Origin of the sequence: Microbacterium sp. cf046 (genome assembly GCF_900114345.1) — a bacterium.
Taxonomy (GTDB): domain Bacteria; phylum Actinomycetota; class Actinomycetes; order Actinomycetales; family Microbacteriaceae; genus Microbacterium.
In genome coordinates, this window is record NZ_FOZJ01000003.1 from 1174798 (window position 1) to 1194535 (window position 19738).

General features: G+C 70.4%; 22 protein-coding genes. 18 read left to right on the forward strand and 4 right to left on the reverse strand.

Annotated features, from left to right (window positions below; translation table 11 throughout):
• The first annotated feature begins 249 nt into the window (after positions 1–249).
• The 9 genes from BM349_RS17865 to BM349_RS17905 all read left to right on the forward strand — a co-directional run bounded on the left by BM349_RS17865 (position 250) and on the right by BM349_RS17905 (position 11070).
• Positions 250–1128 carry a sulfurtransferase gene (locus BM349_RS17865; protein WP_254773994.1) on the forward strand — a complete coding sequence of 293 codons (879 nt, stop codon included), beginning with the start codon at positions 250–252 and terminating at the stop codon, positions 1126–1128.
• On the forward strand, positions 1125–2264 hold the full coding sequence (locus tag BM349_RS17870; RefSeq protein WP_091708967.1) for an LLM class flavin-dependent oxidoreductase: 1140 nt from the start codon (positions 1125–1127) through the stop codon (positions 2262–2264). Before BM349_RS17865 ends, BM349_RS17870 begins: the two co-directional genes overlap by 4 nt.
• Positions 2261–3463, forward strand: coding sequence for an acyl-CoA dehydrogenase family protein (locus BM349_RS17875; protein WP_091708970.1), 1203 nt, complete (start codon positions 2261–2263; stop codon positions 3461–3463). Before BM349_RS17870 ends, BM349_RS17875 begins: the two co-directional genes overlap by 4 nt.
• 108 nt (positions 3464–3571) lie before the next feature.
• Complete coding sequence (locus BM349_RS17880; RefSeq protein WP_091708973.1) at positions 3572–5239, forward strand: ABC transporter substrate-binding protein; 1668 nt, start codon at positions 3572–3574, stop codon at positions 5237–5239.
• 3 nt (positions 5240–5242) lie between these two features.
• Positions 5243–6199: an ABC transporter permease gene (locus tag BM349_RS17885; RefSeq protein WP_091708975.1), complete on the forward strand. Its 957-nt coding sequence runs from the start codon at positions 5243–5245 to the stop codon at positions 6197–6199.
• Entirely contained in the window at positions 6196–7110 is a 915-nt protein-coding gene (locus BM349_RS17890; RefSeq protein ID WP_091708978.1) for an ABC transporter permease, read from the forward strand. Before BM349_RS17885 ends, BM349_RS17890 begins: the two co-directional genes overlap by 4 nt.
• Positions 7107–8735: a dipeptide ABC transporter ATP-binding protein gene (locus BM349_RS17895; RefSeq protein WP_091708981.1), complete on the forward strand. Its 1629-nt coding sequence runs from the start codon at positions 7107–7109 to the stop codon at positions 8733–8735. Before BM349_RS17890 ends, BM349_RS17895 begins: the two co-directional genes overlap by 4 nt.
• The gene (locus tag BM349_RS17900) at positions 8732–9730 is read left to right on the forward strand and encodes a ketopantoate reductase family protein (RefSeq protein WP_091708984.1); all 999 of its coding nucleotides are present in this window, start codon (positions 8732–8734) and stop codon (positions 9728–9730) included. Before BM349_RS17895 ends, BM349_RS17900 begins: the two co-directional genes overlap by 4 nt.
• Positions 9727–11070 (forward strand): FAD-binding oxidoreductase, encoded by a 1344-nt coding sequence (locus BM349_RS17905; protein WP_091708986.1) that lies wholly within the window; start codon positions 9727–9729, stop codon positions 11068–11070. Before BM349_RS17900 ends, BM349_RS17905 begins: the two co-directional genes overlap by 4 nt.
• A gap of 36 nt (positions 11071–11106) precedes the next feature.
• Here BM349_RS17905 and BM349_RS17910 read toward each other — a convergent pair whose 3' ends face one another.
• Positions 11107–11463 carry a carboxymuconolactone decarboxylase family protein gene (locus tag BM349_RS17910; RefSeq protein WP_091708988.1) on the reverse strand — a complete coding sequence of 119 codons (357 nt, stop codon included), beginning with the start codon at positions 11461–11463 and terminating at the stop codon, positions 11107–11109.
• A gap of 163 nt (positions 11464–11626) precedes the next feature.
• Here BM349_RS17910 and msuE point away from each other — a divergent pair, with 163 nt between their 5' ends.
• The gene (msuE, locus tag BM349_RS17915) at positions 11627–12250 is read left to right on the forward strand and encodes an FMN reductase (RefSeq protein ID WP_217645697.1); all 624 of its coding nucleotides are present in this window, start codon (positions 11627–11629) and stop codon (positions 12248–12250) included.
• 60 nt (positions 12251–12310) lie between these two features.
• A complete protein-coding gene (locus tag BM349_RS17920; protein ID WP_091708990.1) occupies positions 12311–13135 on the forward strand; it encodes a zinc-ribbon domain-containing protein in 825 nt (274 codons plus the stop codon).
• Positions 13136–13162: 27 nt separating this feature from the next.
• On the opposite strand, the gene BM349_RS17925 is transcribed toward BM349_RS17920, so the two are convergent.
• Entirely contained in the window at positions 13163–13543 is a 381-nt protein-coding gene (locus BM349_RS17925) for a YciI family protein (RefSeq protein ID WP_139230984.1), read from the reverse strand.
• A 202-nt stretch (positions 13544–13745) separates the two neighbouring features.
• Between BM349_RS17925 and BM349_RS17930 the strand changes: the two genes are divergently transcribed.
• The 5 genes from BM349_RS17930 to BM349_RS17950 all read left to right on the forward strand — a co-directional run bounded on the left by BM349_RS17930 (position 13746) and on the right by BM349_RS17950 (position 16967).
• Positions 13746–14480, forward strand: coding sequence for an alpha/beta fold hydrolase (locus tag BM349_RS17930; protein WP_091708995.1), 735 nt, complete (start codon positions 13746–13748; stop codon positions 14478–14480).
• 197 nt (positions 14481–14677) lie between these two features.
• The gene (locus BM349_RS17935) at positions 14678–15013 is read left to right on the forward strand and encodes a PadR family transcriptional regulator (RefSeq protein WP_091708998.1); all 336 of its coding nucleotides are present in this window, start codon (positions 14678–14680) and stop codon (positions 15011–15013) included.
• A gap of 2 nt (positions 15014–15015) precedes the next feature.
• Positions 15016–15393: a DUF1048 domain-containing protein gene (locus tag BM349_RS17940; protein ID WP_091708999.1), complete on the forward strand. Its 378-nt coding sequence runs from the start codon at positions 15016–15018 to the stop codon at positions 15391–15393.
• Positions 15390–16196 carry an ABC transporter ATP-binding protein gene (locus tag BM349_RS17945; RefSeq protein ID WP_091709001.1) on the forward strand — a complete coding sequence of 269 codons (807 nt, stop codon included), beginning with the start codon at positions 15390–15392 and terminating at the stop codon, positions 16194–16196. Before BM349_RS17940 ends, BM349_RS17945 begins: the two co-directional genes overlap by 4 nt.
• Positions 16197–16205: 9 nt before the next feature.
• A complete protein-coding gene (locus BM349_RS17950) occupies positions 16206–16967 on the forward strand; it encodes an ABC transporter permease (RefSeq protein ID WP_091709003.1) in 762 nt (253 codons plus the stop codon).
• Between the two features lie 72 nt (positions 16968–17039).
• On the opposite strand, the gene BM349_RS17955 is transcribed toward BM349_RS17950, so the two are convergent.
• On the reverse strand, positions 17040–17468 hold the full coding sequence (locus tag BM349_RS17955; RefSeq protein WP_091709005.1) for a DUF1801 domain-containing protein: 429 nt from the start codon (positions 17466–17468) through the stop codon (positions 17040–17042).
• Between the two features lie 100 nt (positions 17469–17568).
• On the opposite strand from BM349_RS17955, the gene BM349_RS17960 reads away from it, so the two are divergent.
• On the forward strand, positions 17569–18558 hold the full coding sequence (locus tag BM349_RS17960; RefSeq protein ID WP_091709007.1) for a squalene cyclase: 990 nt from the start codon (positions 17569–17571) through the stop codon (positions 18556–18558).
• Here the strand turns inward: BM349_RS17960 and BM349_RS17965 are convergent.
• The gene (locus BM349_RS17965; protein WP_091709009.1) at positions 18542–19330 is read right to left on the reverse strand and encodes a bestrophin-like domain; all 789 of its coding nucleotides are present in this window, start codon (positions 19328–19330) and stop codon (positions 18542–18544) included. The genes BM349_RS17960 and BM349_RS17965 overlap by 17 nt on opposite strands.
• Before the next feature lie 134 nt (positions 19331–19464).
• On the opposite strand from BM349_RS17965, the gene BM349_RS17970 reads away from it, so the two are divergent.
• Positions 19465–19737, forward strand: a complete 273-nt coding sequence (locus BM349_RS17970) for a hypothetical protein (protein WP_091709011.1) — start codon at positions 19465–19467, stop codon at positions 19735–19737.
• Position 19738: the final 1 nt, after the last annotated feature.

Genomic DNA, 19738 nt, shown 5'->3' on the forward strand with positions numbered 1-19738 from the left:
GTCTGGCCAGACCACCTCGACAGATCGGACTCCGATGCGACCCGCACCCTTCACCGCGACCCACCTGGGCGCCGCTGTGTCGTGCGTGGCCGATGCCATCGCCGGCACCGGCGCCTGTCGAATGCGCGGCTGTCGGACGACATCCGCCCCCAGCGCGTCGATGCGCTGAGGGCGCACCGCGCAGCATCTGCCCGCACCGGCACTCTTCGTGCCCGGTGCTCGACGTCCGCCGACTCCAGAAGGAACATCGTGTCCCGCATCCTCATCTCCGCCGACGAACTCGCCGGCCTCCTCTCTGCCGTTCCCGCCGTGCGCGTCCTCGACGTGCGCTGGCGACTGGATCGCCCCGACGGGCGCCCGGAGTTCCTCGACGGCCATATCCCCGGAGCGGTATACGTCGACCTCGACACCGAGCTCGCCGAGCACGGCGCGCCGACCGACGGGCGGCATCCGCTTCCCTCGACGCAGCGTCTGCAGGCAGCGGCACGGCGCTGGGGACTCAACGACGGCGAAACCGTGGTGGTCTACGACGACCTCAAGTCGCTCTCCGCCGCGCGCGCATGGTGGCTGCTCGCCGACGGAGGGATCGCCGACGTGCGCATCCTGGACGGCTCGCTGAGGGCATGGACGGATGCCGGACACCCGCTGCAGACGGGCGATGTCGCTCCGGTCGCCGGGACGGTCACCCTCGCCGGCGGTCACCTCGCGAAGGCCGACATCGATGAGGCCGCGGAGCTCGCGACCACGGGGGTGCTCATCGACGTCCGGGCGGCGGAGCGCTACCGGGGCGACGTCGAGCCGATCGACCCGCGCGCCGGCCACGTGCCCGGCGCCCTCAACCGCTTCACCGGGGCGAACGTCGGCGCCGACGGCCGCTTCCTCGATCCCGAGACGCTGCGCCGCGAGTTCGCCGACCTCGGCGTCGTCGACGGCGAGCCGGTCGGCGTCTACTGCGGCTCAGGGGTCACGGCATCCCACGCGTTCGTCGCCCTCACCATCGCGGGCTATCGCCCGACCCTCTACCCCGGCTCCTGGAGCCAGTGGTCGAACCACCTCGATCGTCCGGTCGCGACCGGATCCGACCCGGCGGGCGCCCTGGCGTCCGCCACCCAGAAGGAGCAGTCATGACCGTCGAATTCATCAGCGCCGTCAACATCCGCCCCGGCGACGAGCTCAACCCGCTCCCCGGGCGGGGGCTGGACCCCGACTATCTGCGCCACTACGCCCGCACCCTCGAGGACGCCGGGTTCGACTACACCCTCGTGCCGTACGGCAGCTCGGGAGCCGACTCGTTCGTCGTCGCCACCGCGGTCGCCGCCGTCACCGAGACGATCAAGCCGATCGTCGCCGTGCGCCCCAACACCGTGTTCCCCACGGTCGCCGCACAGCAGCTCGCCACGCTGGACCAGTTCTCGAACGGCCGCGCCGTGGTGCACATCATCTCGGGCGGCAGCGACGCCGAGCAGGCGCGCCAGGGCGACTTCCTGAACAAGGACGAGCGGTACGACCGGTCGGCGGAGTGGATCGAGATCGTCCGTCGCTCCTGGAACGAGAGCGCGCCGTTCAGCCACGAGGGAACGTACTACCGCTTCGAGGACTTCGGCCCCGGCTTCCAGCCGTACCGCGAGATCCCGATCTCGGTCGGTGGCTCATCGGATGCCGCATACCGAGTCGGCGGCGCGCTCGGCGACATCTTCGGCCTCTGGGGTGAGCCGCTCGCCGACACCCGCGACCAGATCGCCCGCGTCGCCGAGAACGCGGCCATCGCCGGACGCAGCGACACCCCGCGCATCTGGGTGACCTTCCGGCCGATCGTCGCCGCGACCGACGAGCTCGCGTGGGAGAAGGCGCACAGCCAGATCGCCACCCTCGCCGAGAACTACGCGAACGCGGGTCTGGTGCCGTTCCGCGGGCAGACCGGCGCCCCGCAGAACGTCGGATCGCAGCGACTGCTGGATGCCGCCGCCCGCGGCGAACTGCACGACCGAGCCCTCTGGACCAAGCCCGCAGCCGTCACGAACGCGCAGGGCGCATCAACGGCGCTCGTCGGCAGTTACGAGACCGTTGCCGCGGCGATCCTCGACTACGTCGACCTCGGTGCCGAGCTCATCTCGATCCGCGGGTACGACAACCTCAACGACGCGATCGACTACGGCCGCCACGTCCTCCCGCTCGTGCGCGAGGAGCTCGCGCACCGCGCGAGCACGGGAGAGCGCGGCGCGATCGTGGCGCAGCCTCCCATCGTCGAAGGCGTCCGCGCGTGAGCGCCGTCGCCGCCGCGGACCTCAGGGAGGTCCGTCTCGACGCGGAGTCCCTGCAGAACGTGACGGCGACGCTCGCGGCGCACGCGCCGGCGCACGACGCGGACGCGTCGTTCCCGTGGCCGGGCATCCAGGCGGTGCACGAAGCCGGTCTGCTCACCGCATCGGTCGCCGAACGCGACGGTGGGCGCGGGCTCTCGGCGAGGGAGACCGTCGACGTGTTCCTGGCGCTCGGGCAGGGCGACCCCTCGGTCGCACTCATCACTGCGATGACCGTCGCCCAGCACGCGTTCCAGGCCCTCGCGCAGCCGTGGCCCGCGAGCCTCTATGCCGACGTGCTCCGCGAGTCGGCCGAGCGCCCGACGCTGCTGAACGCGGTGCGGGCCGAGCCCGAGCTCGGCGCGCCCGCGCGGGGCGGACTGCCGGCCACGACAGCCCGCCGCACCGCGGACGGCTGGTCGGTCTCGGGGCGCAAAGGCTTCGCGACCGGCTCCGAAGGTCTGGCGTACCACCTCGTGTGGGTTGTGACCGACGAGACCGATCAGCGCGTCGGCCACGTGATCGTGCCGGGCGACGACCCCGGCATCCGGATCGAACGCACGTGGGACCACCTCGGCATGCGGGCGAGCTCCACGCACGACGTCATCTACGACGACGTGCGCGTGCCGTTCGAGAACTTCAACGGCGCGCCCGTGGGGACGGTGCCGAACAACGGCAGCATCCCCGGCGCGATCGCCCTCGCGGTGCCGTCGCTGTACGTGGGCGTCGCCAAGGCCGCGCTCGCCGCGTTCACGGAGTTCACCCGCGACCGCATCCCCACCTCACTCGGCCGGCCGATCGCGACGCTGGAGCGCATCCAGTCCGTCGCCGGCGAGGCGCAGGCCCAGATCGTGCAGGCCGAACTCGTCCTGAGCGCCGTCGCGGCGCAGGCGGACGAAGGAAGAGCGGATGCTGCCTCCCTCAGCCTGGTCAAGCTGCTCACCTCGCGCGGCGCGATCGCCGTCGTGCAGGGCCTGGTCGCCGCGATCGGCAACCCGGGCCTGACCCGCAGCCTTCCGTTCGAGCGGCACCTCCGCGACGTGCTCTGCGCCCGGCCGCATCCGCCGCAGGACGACGCCGCGCTCGTCGCCGCCGGACGCTCGCTCCTGCTGAGTCCGGTCGTTGAGCGAGCGCAGCGAGACGAAACGCCTCGATCGACGTGAAGCACAGCTCGCCGCGTTTCGTCTGGGTCGCTTCGCGCCCTCGCTCAACGACCGCCTTCTAGTCCGCACCACAGAACCGCACCACACAACAGAGAGGCACCACCCACCATGAGCACGATCCACCGATACCGAACCCCTGCGCTTGCCGCGCTGGCCGCGGCATCCGTCCTCATGATGGCGGGATGCGCCGGAACCGCGGGAGGCGCCGCCACCACCGCGCCCGAGGGCGACCCGGTCGCCGGCGGCGAGCTGACCATCGAGTTCTGGCCCGACAACGCAGCGTTCTCGTGCGTCGACCCGTTCCAGACCTACTGGATCGAGCACCGCCAGGTGATCCGCAACGTGGCCGACTCGCTGACCGACCAGGACCCCGAGACCGGCGAGATCGTGCCGTGGCTCGCGACCGACTGGGAGGTCAGTCCCGACGGGCTGACGTACACCTTCAACCTCCGCGATGACGTCACCTTCAGCGACGGGACCGCGTTCACCGCGGACTCGGTCGTCACCGCGCTGGAGAGCGCGAAGGCCACGCTCGCCGCCGTGCCAGGCGCCTACGGCGGCGTGTACGTCTCGGGCTACGCGTCCAGCGAGGCCGTCGACGACGACACCGTGCAGGTGAACTTCTCGACGCCGAACGCCGCGTTCCTGCAGGGGACCTCGACGACGAACCTGGCGATTCTGTCGGCATCGTCGTACGCGGCGACACCCGAAGAGCGCTGCCTCGGCAACGTCATCGGCTCCGGGCCGTTCGTCCTCGATCAGTACACGCCGGCCGAGGGCATCGACCTCTCCAAGCGCGAGGGGTACGCGTGGGCAAGCTCGCTCAACGCCCACCAGGGCGACGCGTACCTGGATGCGGTGCACATCAACTACGTCGCGGAGGACAGCGTGCGCGTGGGTGATCTCGCCAGCGGGGCGAGCGACATCGCGTGGCCGCGCAACCCGTTCACGCCCGAGGATCGCGCCCTGCTGGAGAGCAGCGGAGCCACGATCGAGAGCCGCTCCCTGCCGGGACCGTCGTCGGCGTACTACCCCAACGTGAGCGACGGGCACCCGCTGTCGGAGAAGGCCGTGCGCGACGCGCTGCAGGTCTCCATCGACCGCGAGACCTACGCCGCCACGATCTACGGCGCGGACTATCCCGTCGTCGAGGGGCCGTTCGACACGACCACGCCGTTCTTCGCCAGCCAGGCGGATGCGCTCGCCTACGACCCCGAGAAGGCGGCGGAGATCCTCGACGAGGCCGGCTGGGTGCTCGAGGACGGCGCGACCTACCGCACCCGCGACGGGCAGACGCTGACGCTGGTGGCACCGATCACCGCGGAGACCCCCGGTGACGTGCTCCTGCAGGATCAGCTCAAGCAGGTCGGCATCGAGCTGAAGCTCAGCGTCTACCAGCCCGCAGATCGTGCCGCGATCACGGCGAACGGTGAGTACGACCTGCTCGCGACCTACTACACGCGCGCCGATCCCGGTGTGCTGGCGTGGATCCTCGACGAGCGGTACGCCGGATCGAAGGCGTTCGCCAAGAACGCCCAGACCCCCGAGACTGCCGCGGAGATCCAGGCGCTCTTCGACGCGGGGCTGAAGGAGTCGGATGCCGAGGCGAGAGGTGCGATCTACGCGGACCTGCAGGAGCTGCTGATCGCCGACGGAGTCTCGTTCCCGATCTTCGAGCGCGTCCAGCTGGCCGCGACGGCACCGGGCGTGAACGGATTCCGCTTCACGAGCGAGTCGTTCCTGTCGTACTACGACATCTGGAAGAGCTCGGAGTAACCCATGACGAGGTATGTGCTCCAGAGGATCGGCCAGGCCGTCCTGGTGCTGTGGGCCGCCTACACGGTGACCTTCGCGATCCTCTACCTGCTGCCGGGTGACCCCGTCGCCCTGATGCTGTCGGCCAACAACATCGAGGTCGACTCGCTCACGCCGCAGGAGAGGGAGGTGGCCGCAGCCCGACTCGGGCTGGACCGCCCCCTCTGGGAGCAGTACCTCGGCATGCTCGGGGCGGCGCTGCGCGGCGACTTCGGAGTGTCCTTCGCCAAGGGCATCCCGGTCACCGAACTGCTGGCGCAGCGCCTCCCCGGCACACTCGCGCTCAGTGTGATCGCGATCGCACTCGCCCTGGTCCTCGGAGTGGCGACGGCGTTCATCGCCACCTGGCTGCCGCGCGGTCGCCTCGCCGATCTGCTCCGCCGCGTGCCCGCGGTCGGAGTGAGCGTCCCCAACTTCTGGATCGGCCTGCTGCTGATCCAGGTGTTCGCCTTCACGCTCGGCTGGTTCCCGGCGATGGGCAGCGAAGGCTGGCAGAGCGTGGTGCTGCCCGCCGTGACGATGGCGATCCCGACCGCGGCCGTGCTCGCGCAGGTGCTCACCCGCAGCTTCGACGACACGCTCGGGGAGGGGTACATCGCCACCGCTCGCGCCAAGGGTCTCAGCCGGTTCGCCGTGCAGGTGCGCCATGCCTTCCGCAACGCGGCGCTGCCGACGCTGACGATCCTGGGCCTGCTCGTCGGCGCGACCGTCACCGGGTCGATCGTGGTCGAGACCGTGTTCTCGCGCAACGGCGTGGGCCGGCTCGCCCAGGAGTCCGTGCTCGCCCAGGACATCCCGGTCGTGCAGGCGATCGTCGTGCTCGCGGCCGCCGCGTTCGTCGTCGTCAACCTGATCGTCGACCTGCTCTATCCGCTCCTCGATCCCCGGATCGCCCGAACGCCGAGAGTGAGCCGCGCATGACCGATGTGCTCGAGAAGCCCGCCATCCTTGCCCCACCCGTGCCGGAGGCGAGCGCGGCGGCGCTGCCTCTCCTCGAATCGACCTCGCGGCCTCGCGAACGCGGACCGGCGGCGGGACTGCTCCGGCGCCCTGGGGTGATCGTCGCGATTGCGATCGTCGCCTTCGCCATCGCGTGCGCGGTCGCCCCGTCGCTGTTCGCCACCTACGACCCCACGGCGACCGCCCCCGCATCCCGCCTGCAGCCGCCGAGCATCGCGCACTGGTTCGGCACCGATGACCTCGGCCGCGATCTGTATTCGCGCGTCGTCCACGGCTCGACCCTCACGATCGCGGCGACCGTGCTGGCGATCGGCATCGCGCTCGTCGCCGGCCTCACGCTCGGCGTGCTCGCGGGCTTCGTCGGCGGCGGGGTCGACTCGGTCACGATGCGCGTCGTCGACGTGTTCCTCGCGATCCCTGGGCTGCTGCTCGCGCTCGCGATCGTGACGGCCCTCGGATTCGGCACGATTCCCGTGGCCGTCGCGGTGGGGATCGGGATCGTGCCCGGCTTCGCCCGCACGACCCGGGCGGAGGTGCTGCGCGTGAAGACCCTGCCGTACATCGAGGCCGCCCGATCCGGCGGTGCATCGTGGGGCCGCATCCTGCTCACGCACGTGCTGCCGAACTCGTGGGGTCCGGTCGCGGTGCTCGCGGTGCTCGACTTCGGCGCCGCGATCCTCGCGGTCGCAGCCCTCAGCTTCCTCGGGTTCGGCGCGGCTCCGCCCGCGGCGGAGTGGGGGACCCTGATCTCGAACGGGCGGAACTTCCTGATCACCGCACCGTGGGTGTCGCTGCTGCCCGGCCTGTTCGTCGCGTTGGTCGTGCTGAGCCTCAACCATCTGGCCAAGAGCCTGGAAGAGGTCCAGCGATGAGCGCCGGTCAGACGGACCCCATCATCGACATCCGCGGACTCGCTGTCGACTACCGCCGCGACGGCCGCGTGTCGCACGCACTGCGCGGAATCGACCTCCGGGTCGCCCGCGGAGAGCGGGTGGCGATCGTGGGGGAGTCCGGGTCGGGCAAGAGCACGGCCGCCCTGGCCCTGCTGGGCCTCCTTCCGCACACCGGCCACGTGGTCGCCGGATCGGCGAAGGTCGCGGGTGTCGAACTCGCCGGCGCCTCGGAGCGGATCGCGCGCGGCATCCGCGGGCGGATCGTGGGGCTCGTCCCGCAGGATCCGACGGTCTCGCTCAACCCCACGCACCGGATCGGTCACCAGGTCGCCGAGGCCGTGCGGCTGCGCGGCGTCCCGAAGCCGTACGTGGATGCCGCGGTCGTCGAGGCGCTCGAGCAGGCCGGCATCGACGATCCCGTCGCCCGCGCGCAGCAGTACCCGCACGAGCTGTCCGGGGGGCTCCGCCAGCGGGTGCTCATCGCGATCGCGCTGGCCGGCGACCCGGACGTGATCGTTGCCGACGAGCCGACCAGCGCCCTGGATGTCACCGTGCAGCGTCGCATCCTCGACCACCTCGACGCCCTGGTCCGCGAGCGCGGCATCGCCCTCGTGATCATCACGCACGATCTCGGCGTCGCGGCCGATCGCGCGGATCGGGTGGTGGTCCTGCAGGACGGGCTGGTCGTCGAGCACGGACCGGCGGTCGAGGTGCTTGCCGCTCCCGAGCACTCGTACACGAAGCGCCTGGTCACCGCGGCGCCAGGCCTCGTGTCGGTCGTGCCGCCGCGAAAGCCGGAGGCTGCCACCCCGGTGCTCCTCCGCTGGGAGGCGGTCACCAAGGACTTCCCGCTGCCGCGAGGCGCGGCATCCCCGGCCCTGCGCGCTGTGGATAGGGTGAGCCTCGAGGCGCACTCGGGTCGCACGCTCGCGATCGTGGGGGAGTCCGGCTCCGGCAAGACGACCCTGCTGCGCATCGCCCTGGGACTCGAGAAGCCCACCGAGGGCCGGGTCGTCTTCGACGGCAGCGACATCACGCGTCTCGGGTGGCGTGAGGCGCGACCGCTTCGGCGCCGGTTCCAGCTCGTGCAGCAGAACCCGTTCGCCTCGCTGGATCCGCGGTTCACGATCGGGCGCAGTGTCGCCGAGCCGCTCGTCTCGTTCGGCATCGGGTCGCGGCGCACCCGCCGAGCCCGCGTCGCGGAGCTGCTCGACCTCGTCGCACTGCCGGCGGATGCCGCCGACCGGCGCCCGTCGGAGCTGTCGGGCGGGCAGCGGCAGCGCGCCGCGATCGCGCGGGCGCTCGCCGTCGAGCCCGAGCTGCTGTACCTCGACGAGCCGGTCTCGGCCCTGGACGTCTCCGTGCAGGATCAGGTGCTGCGGCTCCTGGCGCGGCTCCAGGCCGATCTGGGGGTGGGCTACGTGCTCGTCTCCCACGACCTCGGCGTCGTCGCACAGGTCGCGCACGAGGTCGCGGTCGTCCGAGGCGGCCGGGTGCTCGAGCGCGGCACGGCCGCCCGAGTGCTGAGCGCACCGGAACACGAATACACCCGGGCGCTGCTGGATGCCGTCCCGGGCCGCACCCTTCGGGAGGCAGTCGCATGAGTCGCTACATCGTCGTCGGCGCAGGAGCCCTCGGGGCACTCCTGGCCGCACAGTGGACCATCGCCAAGGTCCCGGTCACGCTGGTCGCGCGTGGGCGCGCGTACGAGGCGATCCGCCGCCGAGGGGTGCGCGTGCGTCGCCCCGAAGGCGATGAGGTGATCCCCGTGGATGTCGTCGAGTCGATCGCCGAGGCCGATCCGCTTCGGTCGGACACGGTCGTGCTGGCCGTCAAATCGCAGGATGCTGAGTCCGCCATCGCGCAGATCGCATGGGTCCGGCTCGGCGACGGCGCAGGCGTCGTGGCCGACCTGCCGATCCTCACCCTCCAGAACGGCCTCGCGAGCGAGGACGCGGCGCTGCGCCGATTCGACCGGGTGATCGGAGTGTCGATCGGCATCCCGGCGAGCCACCTCGAACCGGGGGTCGTGGTCTCTCCCGCGAAGCCGGTGGTCGGGGTGGCCTGGATCGGCGGCTACCCGTCGTCGCTGCCCGGCGAGGAGGAGCGGCACCGCGGCGCATTCGCGCGGGCCGGATTCGCCGCGCTGATCGAGCCCGACATCGCGGCGGCCAAGCGGCGCAAGCTCATCGCCAACCTCCGCAACGTCGTCGACGTGTTCCGTGCGACCGAAGAGCAGCAGGAGCACGCCGAGGCGGCGCTCGCCGAGGAGGCGCGTCGCGTGTTCGATGGGGCGCGACTCCCGGTCGCACCCCCGCCATGGGATGCGCCCCGCATCGAGGTCGCCGACGTCCCGGGGCACGAGCCGGGGCACCTGTCGACGTGGCAGAGCTTCGCCCGCGGGGCCTCCAGCGAGGTCGACTTCCTCAGCGGAGAGATCGCACTGATCGCGCGGCTGCACGGCGTGGATGCGCCGCTCAACGCCGCCGTCGCCCGAGAGCTCGGCGCGCTCGCGGCTCGCGGCGGGCGCCCGGGAGAGGTGACGCTGCCGCCGGAGTTCGCGTCGGGATCTCTCACGCGCGAGCGGTTGCGCGCATGAGCGCGCACGCATCGCTCGCAGAGGTGCTCACCGGTGCCGACGTGCTGCGCGCGGCATCCACCGACAGGTCGGGGTGGCCGGCGACGGATCCCGGCGGGGTGGTCCGGCCGCGCGACGTCGCCGACATCCAGAGCCTGCTCGCCTGGGCGCACCGCACCGCGACGCCGGTGATCGCGCGAGGCGCCGGGTCCGGCCTGGCCGCCGGTGCGGTGGGGGTCGAAGGCGCGATCGTGCTCGATCTGTCCTCACTCGACCGCATCCTCCACCTCGATCAGGACGAACAGCTCGCGCGGGTCGAGCCCGGTGTGATCACCGCGGACCTGGATGCCGCGGCATCCGTTCATCGCCTGATGTACGCGCCCGATCCGGGCAGCGTCGGCATCTCGACGATCGGCGGCAACATCGCCACGAACGCGGGCGGACTGCGCGGCGCGAAGTACGGCGTGACCCGCGACCACGTCCTGGCACTCGATGTCGTGCTGGCCGACGGGACGCTCATCCGCGTCGGTCGGGACACGATCAAGGGCGTTACCGGGTACGACCTGGTCGGGCTGTTCACGGGTTCCGAGGGAACCCTTGGCGTGATCGTGGGCGCCACCGTGCGGCTGATCCCGCGCCCTGCGCGGACCGCGACGGCCGCGGCGTACTTCGCCGGCATCGGAGCGGCCGCCCGCGCGGTGACCGCGATCACACGCTCCGGCGCGCGACCGGCCGTGCTCGAGATCATCGACGGGCCGACCCTCGCGGCGATCGACGACCTGGAGGGGACGAGCCTGCGCGAACGCGGCGATGCGCTCCTGGTGATCCAGACCGACGGGTTCGGCGCCGAGGAGGAGCTCGACGTCGTGACCGCGGCGATTGCGCCGCTCGTCTCGCTGTTGGAGACGGCGACGGATGCAGCGGCATCCGCATCGCTGCTGTTCGCGCGACGACGTGCCCTGCCCGCGCTGGAGGCGATCGGGCGACCGCTGATCGAGGACATCGCCGTGCCCAGAAGGCGCCTGGCGGAGGCGGTCGAGCGGATCGCCGGCATCGCCCGAGAGGAGGAGGTCCGCATCTTCGTCTTCGGTCACGCCGGCGACGGCAACCTCCATCCGATCATCGTGACCGAGCGCGGCGCACCAGACGATCCGGTGCCGGCACCGGCGCTGCGTGCGGCGGATCGTATCTTCGCGCTCGCGCTCGAGCTCGGAGGGACCATTACGGCGGAGCACGGCGTCGGCCGGCTGAAGCGGCTGTGGGCGCAGCGCGAGCTCGGGCCGGACGTGCACGCGCTGCAGCTGCGCCTCAAGGAGCTGTTCGACCCGCGCGGAATCCTGAATCCCGGCAGCAGCCTCTGACCAGCCGGGCGCGGTCGACAGCGGCGCCCGAGCGACTCAGTGCTGGTGAGCCGGAGCCAGGGCGTCCTCGGCGAACTTGAACGCGAGGCGCCCGTGCGCGAAGCCGCCGCCCGCGCGGATCGCGGTCGCGACCCACGCGGTCTCGGCGAGCTCTGCCTCGGTCGCGCCGGCGCGCACCGCCTTCTGCGTGTGCCCGTCGATGCAGTACGCGCACTGCGTCGTGATCCCGACCGCGAGCGCGATCAGCTCGCGGAACTTCAGGGGGATCGCGCGACCCTCCGAGGCGAACACCGCACCGTCGAACTCGGCCCACGCCTTCAGGATGTCGGGGGTCTCGGCCTTGTACACACGCGTGTAGGCGCGGTCGCCCTCGCGATCGAAGAAGTCGCTCATGACTGTGTCCCTTCACGGCACCGGCGGTGCGGTACCGCGTCGGACTGTCACGCTATCTCCGACCGAATCCCGGCGGCGGCCACCGTTACGCGCCGTGACGCCCATATGACGCCCGGTTTCGCCGGCACGCGCCCAAGCGGTCGGATCGACGTAGCGTCGCCTCATGACCACGATCGCCTCCGACCTCGATTCCCCGATCGCGCCGCCGACCCTGCGCGCTCCGCTGAAGGTCGTCGGCGTGTCCGGGTCGCTGCACGCACCGAGCAAGACCACGGCGCTGGTCTCCGCGATCATCGACGAGGTCGGCCGCCAGGCCCGCATCGAATCGCGCCTGATCGAGATCGCCGAGATCGGCCCGTCGCTGGCCGGCGCACTCCGCCGCGACGAGCTCGGCCCCGATGTCCTGGACGCTCTTCGCGCCATCGAGAACGCCGACCTGCTCGTGGTCGCGAGCCCCGTCTACCGAGCCTCGTTCACGGGCCTGTTCAAGCACCTCTTCGACTTCGTCGACCAGTACGCCCTCGTCGGTCAGCCCGTCCTCCTCGGCGCCACCGGCGGCGGCGAGCGCCACGCCCTGATCATCGAGCACCAGCTTCGGCCACTGTTCGGCTTCTTCCAGGCGATCACCCTCCCGCTCGGCGTCTACGCCAGCACCGCCGACTTCGACGGGTACGAGCTGCGCAGCCCATCGGCCGAGCAGCGCATCGCGCAGGCCGTCGGCCGCGGACTGCCGCTGATCGAACAGGCGGCGCAGCTGCAGACCTCGGAGTACGTCTCCACCTGGTAGCCCGTCCGTCGCCCCACCCGGCCCGGCCGCGATGTGGGTGGTCCGGCGTACCGTGCCGCCATGGCAGAGCGGGTGGAGGCGTGGTGGGCGCGCCGGCAGTTCTCGCGGGGCGCCGACGTCCCGTACGCCGTGGGCACGTACCGGGAGGCGTGGGCGCCGTTCCCGATGCTCATCCGGCAGTACCACCCCGAGCTCAACGCCGGCATCACCCTGACGCAGATCCCGCCCGCAGCCGACGTGCTGCTGGTGTGGCAGTGCGAGTCGGGGCATCTGTTCGTGGCGACCCCGTCCGAGCAGCGCGACCGCCCGGGTCGCGAGCGGCGGCGTTCAGCGTGGTGCCCCGAATGCGCCCAGCTCGCGAAGCCTCCGCGCATCCGCCCGTCCGGGACCACCCGGCCACCTCGGGCCCGTCCGACGCGGACGCTCTGCGAGAAGACCCCGGCGCTGCCGGTGGGGGAGCCGTTCGTCAGCGAGTGCGCTCCGCGACCGGCATCCGCGGTCGAGGCGCAGCTTCGGGCAGATCTCTTCGCCCGGCTCGGCGTCACTCCGGGCTGCAACGCCGTGAAGGTGAGCCGGCCGTTCTTCGACCACGTCGAGGTGTGGCCCGACATCCTGCTGCCGGAGCTGCGCATCGCGGTCGAGTACGACAGCACCGGGCGGTTCGGGCTCGAGCACGTCGGCAAGCGGGAGGATGCCGATCGGCGCAAAGACCGCGCACTCCGGGCGGCGCACTGGGAGGTCGTTCGGGTCCGCACCGGCAAGCTCGAACCACTCGGGCCCCACGACCTGCAACTGGCGTCGGTGGGCAAGCGCGGTGTGGACCGCCTGCTCGACGCGTTCCGCGACATCCGCGGACCGCTCATGGTCGACGCCTACCTTCTTTGACCGGGGCAGATCGCGAAGCGGCGAGCGTCACATCCCGATCGCGTCGAAGTCCTCCTGCGTCAGCGCGCGTGCGACGCGGATGCCGCCGTCGACGACGGCCTCGGGGAACCGCGCCGCGATCTCGACGGCCCGCGCCTCGTCATCCACATCGACGAGGTAGTAGCCCGTGACCACCGAGCCCGTCGTGGGTGGGGGCACATCGGTGACGACCACGCCGTCGTCGCCGCGACGCACCGCGCGCTGGGTGGCCTCATCGATCGCCGTGGAGTCGACGAGCTCACCCGATTCCTCGAGATCGTTCTCGACATCCCAGTAGATCTGGAACTGCGCCCTGCGCTCGTCCTCGGTCATCCCGGCGAACATGTCCACCACCGCGGGATTGCTGTTGATCAGAATCAGATACTTCATGAGCGTGCGTCCTCCGAGCGCGCCGTCGGTCGCGGCAGGTCCAGTGTGACGGAGCCGCGAGGTCGATGGCCAGATGTTCACCCGATCGATCTAGCGTCGCGGGCCGGGCGCGCCCTATCGTGGCGCTGAGCGTCTGGCACAGCAGGGACGCGACCGCACCACAGCGAGCCGCGAATCCGCGGCATGACCAAAGGGAAGTCGAATGCCAGAAACCAGTAAGCCGACCATCGTCCTCGTCCACGGCGCGTGGGCTGACGCATCCAGTTGGAACGCCATCAGCGTTCCCCTCCAGGCGGAGGGGTTCGAAGTCCTCGCGCCGCCGAACGAGCTCCGCGGACTCACCTCCGATGCCGCGTACATCGCATCGTTCCTCGCCCAGCGCACGAGCGGACCCGTCGTCCTGGTCGGCCACTCGTACGGCGGCGCCGTCATCACGAATGCCGGGGCACACGGCGGAGACGTGAAGGCCCTCGTCTACGTCGATGCATTCATCCCCGACGAGGGGGAGACGGTCGTCGGAATCCTCGACGGATCGACGTCCGCGCTCGCGGTCGCCGACCCCACCACCGTCCTCGACGTCGCAGGCTATCCCGGTGCTCCCGAGGGAGCCGCCGAGGCGTTCCTCAAGCCCGACACCGTGCACCGCTTCTTCGCCCAGGACCTGCCGGAGGCCGACCGGTGGACGATCGTCGCCACGCAGCGGCCGGCATCCTTCGTCGCGAACGTCACGCCCTCGGCGGCCCCCGCGTGGAAGGGCATCCCCAGCTGGGCGGTGCTCGGCACCGACGACCTGGTCATCCCGATCGACGTCCAGCGCCGGATGGCGCAGCGCGCCGGCGCGACCGTCACCGAAGTCGACGCATCCCACGTGTCGATGATCTCCAAGCCGGAGGCGACACTCGCCGCGATCCACGCGGCGGTCGACGCGATCAGCTGACCTCCGCTGGGTGACCGCCCCTCCCTGAGCCGGCCGCCCACACGCTCCACCCGACCCCGGTGCGATCCGTCGCGCCGGGGTCTCGGCGTGCGCGGAGCATCTCGGAACATCCATCGGTATTCAGTGTTGCTATCTACCGGTACTTAGTGTTACCGTCTACTGGTAGTCAGCAACACAGAGTAGATGGGAGGTGAGTGATGGGCAGTCAGATGACCGAGATGCTCAAGGGCACGCTCGAGGGCATCGTCCTCGCGGTGCTGGCCGGGCGTTCCGCGTACGGATACGAGATCACCGCACGACTGCGCGACCAGGGATTCTCGGATCTCGTCGAAGGAACGGTGTACGCGCTGCTCGTGCGCATCGAGCAGCGGGGCTTCGTCGACGTGGAGAAGGTCCCGTCCGAGAAGGGCCCGCCGCGCAAGGTCTACTCGCTCAACGCGCGCGGTCGCGAACAGCTCGAAGAGTTCTGGAGGACGTGGAGCTTCCTCGCAGGGCGGATCGAACAGCTCCACAATCACGAAGGGAAAGAGTAGCCATGGCTGCGAAGTGGATCGAGTTCCTCACCGGATCGCTCGACGATAAGAAGGCCTACCGCCAGTACAAGGCCCGCATTGCGGCGCTGCCGGAGCCCTATCTCACCGCCGCGAAGGCGTTCGAGCGTTATTTCATGTACAACGGCGGCATCACCGATGGCGACCCCGCCATGATGCTCACGATGCTGAACGACTTCGCCGACCTCTGGGAGCGCGCGGCGGCCGATCGGACCCCTGTTGACGAGATCGTCGGCGATGACCCGGTCGAGTTCGCCGAGGCCTTCGCCGCCGCCTACGCGGGCAAGCGCTGGGTCGACAAGGAGCGCGCCCGCCTGACCGACACCATTCTGGGCCTCAGGGGGAAGGACGAGCGATCATGACCACCGCGGATGCCGCCATCCGGGTCACCGGCCTGGAGAAGTCGTTCAAGGACGTGCACGTCCTGCGCGGCGTCGACTTCGACGTGGCGCCGGGCAGCATCTTCGCCCTCCTCGGATCCAACGGCGCGGGCAAGACGACGGTCGTGAGGATCCTGGCCACCCTCCTGCGCCCCGACGCCGGCACGGCGGGTGTGCACGGATTCGACATCGCGACGCAGGCGCAGCAGGTGCGGGAGTCGATCAGTCTCACCGGTCAATTCGCGGCGGTCGATGAGATCCTCACCGGCCGCGAGAACCTGATGCTCATCGCCCAGCTGCACCATCTGAAGGATCCCGGCGGGATCGCGGACGACCTGCTCGCCCGCTTCTCGCTCACCGAGGCGGGCGGGCGGCGGGCAGGCACGTACTCGGGCGGGATGCGCCGCCGGCTCGACATCGCGATGAGCCTCATCGGCAACCCGCCGGTCATCTTCCTCGACGAGCCGACCACGGGCCTTGACCCTCAGGCGCGCATCGAGGTCTGGCAGACGGTCAAGCAGCTCGCCGCCGCAGGCACCACCGTCCTGCTGACCACCCAGTACCTCGACGAGGCCGAGCAGTTGGCCGACCGCATCGCGATCCTGCACCAGGGACGCATCATCGTGAACGGCACGCTGGCGGAGCTCAAGCAGCTGCTTCCGGCAGCGAAGGTCGAGTACGTCGAGAAGCAGCCGAGCCTCGAGGAGGTCTTCCTCGCACTGGTCGGCGACGACACCGGGAGCGGCGCGGGCGACACCGAGCGCGCCGCCGCCCAAGACAAGTAAGGAACGACGATGACCACGCACTTCGCCGGCGACACCGCCGTCCTCACCAGCCGCTCGCTGCGTCACATCCTGCGCAGCCCCGACACGATCATCACCACGGCGGTCACTCCGGTGGCCATCATGATCCTGTTCGTGTTCGTGTTCGGCGGCGCGATCGACACCGGGTCGTACTCGTACATCGACTACATGCTTCCCGGCATCCTGCTCATCACGATCGCCTCGGGCATCGCGTACACCGCGTACCGGCTGTTCATGGACCTGCAGGGCGGGATCTTCGAGCGGTTCCAGTCGATGCCGATCGCACGCTCCAGCGCGCTCTGGGCGCATGTCCTGACCTCGCTGGTGGCGAACACGATCTCGCTCGTGATCGTCGTCGGGGTCGCATTCCTGATGGGCTTCCGTTCCGGCGCAGGGGTGCTCGCGTGGCTCGCGGTCGCCGGCATCCTGCTGCTGTTCACGCTGGCCCTGACCTGGCTCGCGGTGATCGCGGGCCTCTCGGCCAAGACGGTCGACGGTGCGAGCGCGTTCTCGTACCCGCTGATCTTCCTGCCGTTCATCAGCTCGGCGTTCGTGCCCACCGACACGATGCCCGCCCCGGTCGCCTGGTTCGCGGAGAACCAGCCCGTGACCCCGATCGTCAACACGATCCGCGACCTGTTCGCGCAGCAGCCGGTCGGCGACGACATCTGGATCGCACTCGCCTGGTGCGTCGGCATCCTCGTCGTGGCGTACTTCGTCGCGATGTCGATCTACCGCCGCAAGATCAGCTGACCGCAGCTGCTGGCAGCACGACGGGCCGTTCCCTCGAGGGAGCGGCCCGTCAGCGCGTCCGGCCGCGCACGCTCACTTCGAGGGCTCGGGATCGTCCCCGCGCGCCCAGGCGATCGCGATGAGCCGGCGCAGCACGGACAGGTCCACGTCGTCGAGCGTCTTGACGTAGACGCACCCGGCGCCCTCGGTGTACTTCCCGAGTGACGGCAGCAGCTTCGCGCCCGCGGGCAGGTCCTTCAGCCCGTAGAGCGACAACTGCGCCTTGCGCGGCGAGAATCCGGTCTTGGGCCAGTCCCCGCGCGTTCGCGGATTGGACGGCGAGATGTAGCGATAGCTGCCGTAGCCGACCATCGACGGACCCCACAGCACCGGCTCGGCGCCGGTGACCTCATGGAAGATCTCGGCGAGCTGCACCCCGTCCTCGCGTCGGCGCGCAGGGGTGGCGGCATCCAGGAATTCATCGACGCTCGCACGCGTCGGCAGCGTCTTCTGTTCGGCCATGATCCGAGTGTGCCACCGCGTCGGCGGGGAGCCAATGGCCAGAGACAGCGCCGACCTCGCCGAGGTACCGGACGTCGGCGGCCCTCGCTAGCGTGCTGGGATGACGACCGACCCCCGCGTTCTCGAATGGCTGCTCGATTCCGATCCCGCGGTGCGGTGGCAGGTCGAGCGCGATCTCACCGATGCCCCGCCCGAGGTGTGGGAGGCGACCCGTGCGCGCGTCGCGACCGAGGGATACGGCGCGAGGCTGCTCGCCGAGCAGGACCCCGACGGCCAGTGGGCCGGCGGGTCGTTCTTTCCGGCGGGTTTCTTCGGCAGCGCGGAGGCGGACCAGCCGGGGCAGCACTGGGTCGCGACGACGTGGGTGCTGAAGGATCTTCGCGAGTGGGGCGTCGACGCGGCGCTCCTCGCGGGGACCGCCGAGAAGCTGGACGCGAACAGCCGCTGGGATTACAACGACCTGCCGTACTGGGACGGCGAGGTGGATGTCTGCATCAACTCGTACACGCTCGCGACCGGCGCGTGGCTCGGCGCGGACGTGTCGGGGCTCGTCGCATGGTTCCCCGCGCACCGCCTCGCCGACGGCGGCTGGAACTGCGAGGCCGAGGAGGGGGATTCGGTCCGTTCGTCGTTCCATTCGACGCTCAATGCCGTCCGCGGCATGCTGGAGTACGAGAGGATCACCGGCGATCGCAGCCTGCGCGAGGCCCGTCAGGGCGGGGAGGAGTACCTGCTCGAGCGTCACCTGCTGAACCGGGCGACGACGGGTGAACCGGTCGGAGACTTCGTGGCGCAGTTCGTGTATCCGAATCGCCACCGCTACAGTGCTCTGGCCGCGCTCGACCACTTCCGAGACGTCGCCATGTTCGACGGGACCGAGCCCGATCCGCGGCTCGCGGAGGCCGTGGAGGTCGTCCGGGCCGCTCGTGAGCCGGACGGCACCTGGCTGCAGACGACTCCACTGGCGGGACGCACGTGGTTCGACGTCGACGTTCCCGCGGGAGAGCCCTCTCGTTGGCTGACGCTCATCGGCACGCGCGTGCTGGACTGGTGGGACGGCGCTTCGCGACGGGTCAGCCGTTCTTCATGAGCAGCGCGTTCCTGAGCTCTTCGAACAGCGTGGTGTCGATCGCCACCTCACCCATGTAGATGTGATCGAAGCTCGCGATCGCGAAGATCACGATGCCGACGAACGCCGCGACCAGGCCCGCCATGGTGAGGTGGATGCGGAGTCGGCCGACTTCGACGAGGCCGATGAGCACCGCATTGATCAGCGCTCCGGTGTAGAGCACGAGCCAGAGAATGGGCGGGATCTCCTGCGCTGTGGCGCCGATCCGGGCTCCACGGTCGCCGATGAAGTCGTTGAACGCCGTGATCGTGGCCAGGTGCAGGTTCGCCTCGGACTCGTTCGCGGGTTCGAAGGAGAACAGCACCTCCGCGATCTCGGTGGCCTGCTTCGACGTGTGCGAGGGGAGCACACCGCCCGCCTGGCTGACCCAGTCGACGCTGATCACGTGGTCGGTGTACTCCACGAGCAGCGACTTCAGCTCGGTGCTCGTCGGCTCCGGAAACCCTGCCGCATCGCGATACAGCACGGAGATCGCGGAGGTCTCCTGCAACACGATCTCCTCGACGCCTCGGTAGTTCTCGTAGGACGCGGCGGCGATGAGGGCGAGCGTGACGCCGTACAGCACTCCGTACGAAGCCATCGCGTAGCCGAGCACTCGATCCCACTCGTTCGCCCCGTCTCCGGTACGGGGCACCCACTTGCGGAGCGCGATCACGATCAGCAGCGAGATCCCGATGAACAGCGCGACGAACAGCGGCATGGCGATCGCGATCGGCACCTCGTAGAGCCACATGAGTGCATTGTGGCGCGCGGCATTCCTGGCCGCTAGATGCATCCGCGCGGGATGATCCACGGTCGCGCCTCGAAATGTCGGAGGTGCGCGAGTAGCGTTGGCGCTCTCGGCCGGAGAAGGGGGCACCGGCCGAAGTGGGCGACTGGCATCCGATACTCGCGGCCGTCGAGGGTCCCACCGGAGTCTGGCGCCTGATCGACCCGCAGGGCCGGGAGTACGGCCGTGTCGAGATCCGCCGGATCATGCACGGAACCGACACCCGTTACAAGGCCGTCTGGCGCGGCGAGGTGCTCGGCTGGGCGACGACGCTGCGAGAGGCGTGCGAGCGCGTGCACCGCGCCTACCTGCAGGCCCACGGACCCGTGCCGTTCGCCGGCTACCCCGACCTCGGGGGACTGACACACTGAG

What these genes read in the sequence shown, in the direction of transcription:
- BM349_RS17885 (WP_091708975.1), top strand. Translation starts at nt 5,243, where the DNA reads ATGACGAGGTATGTGCTCCAGAGGATCGGCCAGGCCGTCCTGGTGCTG.
- BM349_RS17955 (WP_091709005.1), bottom strand. Translation starts at nt 17,468, where the DNA reads ATGGCCGAACAGAAGACGCTGCCGACGCGTGCGAGCGTCGATGAATTC.
- BM349_RS17930 (WP_091708995.1), top strand. Translation starts at nt 13,746, where the DNA reads ATGCCAGAAACCAGTAAGCCGACCATCGTCCTCGTCCACGGCGCGTGG.
- BM349_RS17965 (WP_091709009.1), bottom strand. Translation starts at nt 19,330, where the DNA reads ATGTGGCTCTACGAGGTGCCGATCGCGATCGCCATGCCGCTGTTCGTC.
- msuE (WP_217645697.1), top strand. Translation starts at nt 11,627, where the DNA reads ATGACCACGATCGCCTCCGACCTCGATTCCCCGATCGCGCCGCCGACC.
- BM349_RS17870 (WP_091708967.1), top strand. Translation starts at nt 1,125, where the DNA reads ATGACCGTCGAATTCATCAGCGCCGTCAACATCCGCCCCGGCGACGAG.
- BM349_RS17935 (WP_091708998.1), top strand. Translation starts at nt 14,678, where the DNA reads ATGGGCAGTCAGATGACCGAGATGCTCAAGGGCACGCTCGAGGGCATC.
- BM349_RS17900 (WP_091708984.1), top strand. Translation starts at nt 8,732, where the DNA reads ATGAGTCGCTACATCGTCGTCGGCGCAGGAGCCCTCGGGGCACTCCTG.
- BM349_RS17950 (WP_091709003.1), top strand. Translation starts at nt 16,206, where the DNA reads ATGACCACGCACTTCGCCGGCGACACCGCCGTCCTCACCAGCCGCTCG.
- BM349_RS17940 (WP_091708999.1), top strand. Translation starts at nt 15,016, where the DNA reads ATGGCTGCGAAGTGGATCGAGTTCCTCACCGGATCGCTCGACGATAAG.
- BM349_RS17905 (WP_091708986.1), top strand. Translation starts at nt 9,727, where the DNA reads ATGAGCGCGCACGCATCGCTCGCAGAGGTGCTCACCGGTGCCGACGTG.
- BM349_RS17945 (WP_091709001.1), top strand. Translation starts at nt 15,390, where the DNA reads ATGACCACCGCGGATGCCGCCATCCGGGTCACCGGCCTGGAGAAGTCG.
- BM349_RS17960 (WP_091709007.1), top strand. Translation starts at nt 17,569, where the DNA reads ATGACGACCGACCCCCGCGTTCTCGAATGGCTGCTCGATTCCGATCCC.
- BM349_RS17910 (WP_091708988.1), bottom strand. Translation starts at nt 11,463, where the DNA reads ATGAGCGACTTCTTCGATCGCGAGGGCGACCGCGCCTACACGCGTGTG.
- BM349_RS17895 (WP_091708981.1), top strand. Translation starts at nt 7,107, where the DNA reads ATGAGCGCCGGTCAGACGGACCCCATCATCGACATCCGCGGACTCGCT.
- BM349_RS17920 (WP_091708990.1), top strand. Translation starts at nt 12,311, where the DNA reads ATGGCAGAGCGGGTGGAGGCGTGGTGGGCGCGCCGGCAGTTCTCGCGG.
- BM349_RS17890 (WP_091708978.1), top strand. Translation starts at nt 6,196, where the DNA reads ATGACCGATGTGCTCGAGAAGCCCGCCATCCTTGCCCCACCCGTGCCG.
- BM349_RS17925 (WP_139230984.1), bottom strand. Translation starts at nt 13,543, where the DNA reads ATGAAGTATCTGATTCTGATCAACAGCAATCCCGCGGTGGTGGACATG.
- BM349_RS17880 (WP_091708973.1), top strand. Translation starts at nt 3,572, where the DNA reads ATGAGCACGATCCACCGATACCGAACCCCTGCGCTTGCCGCGCTGGCC.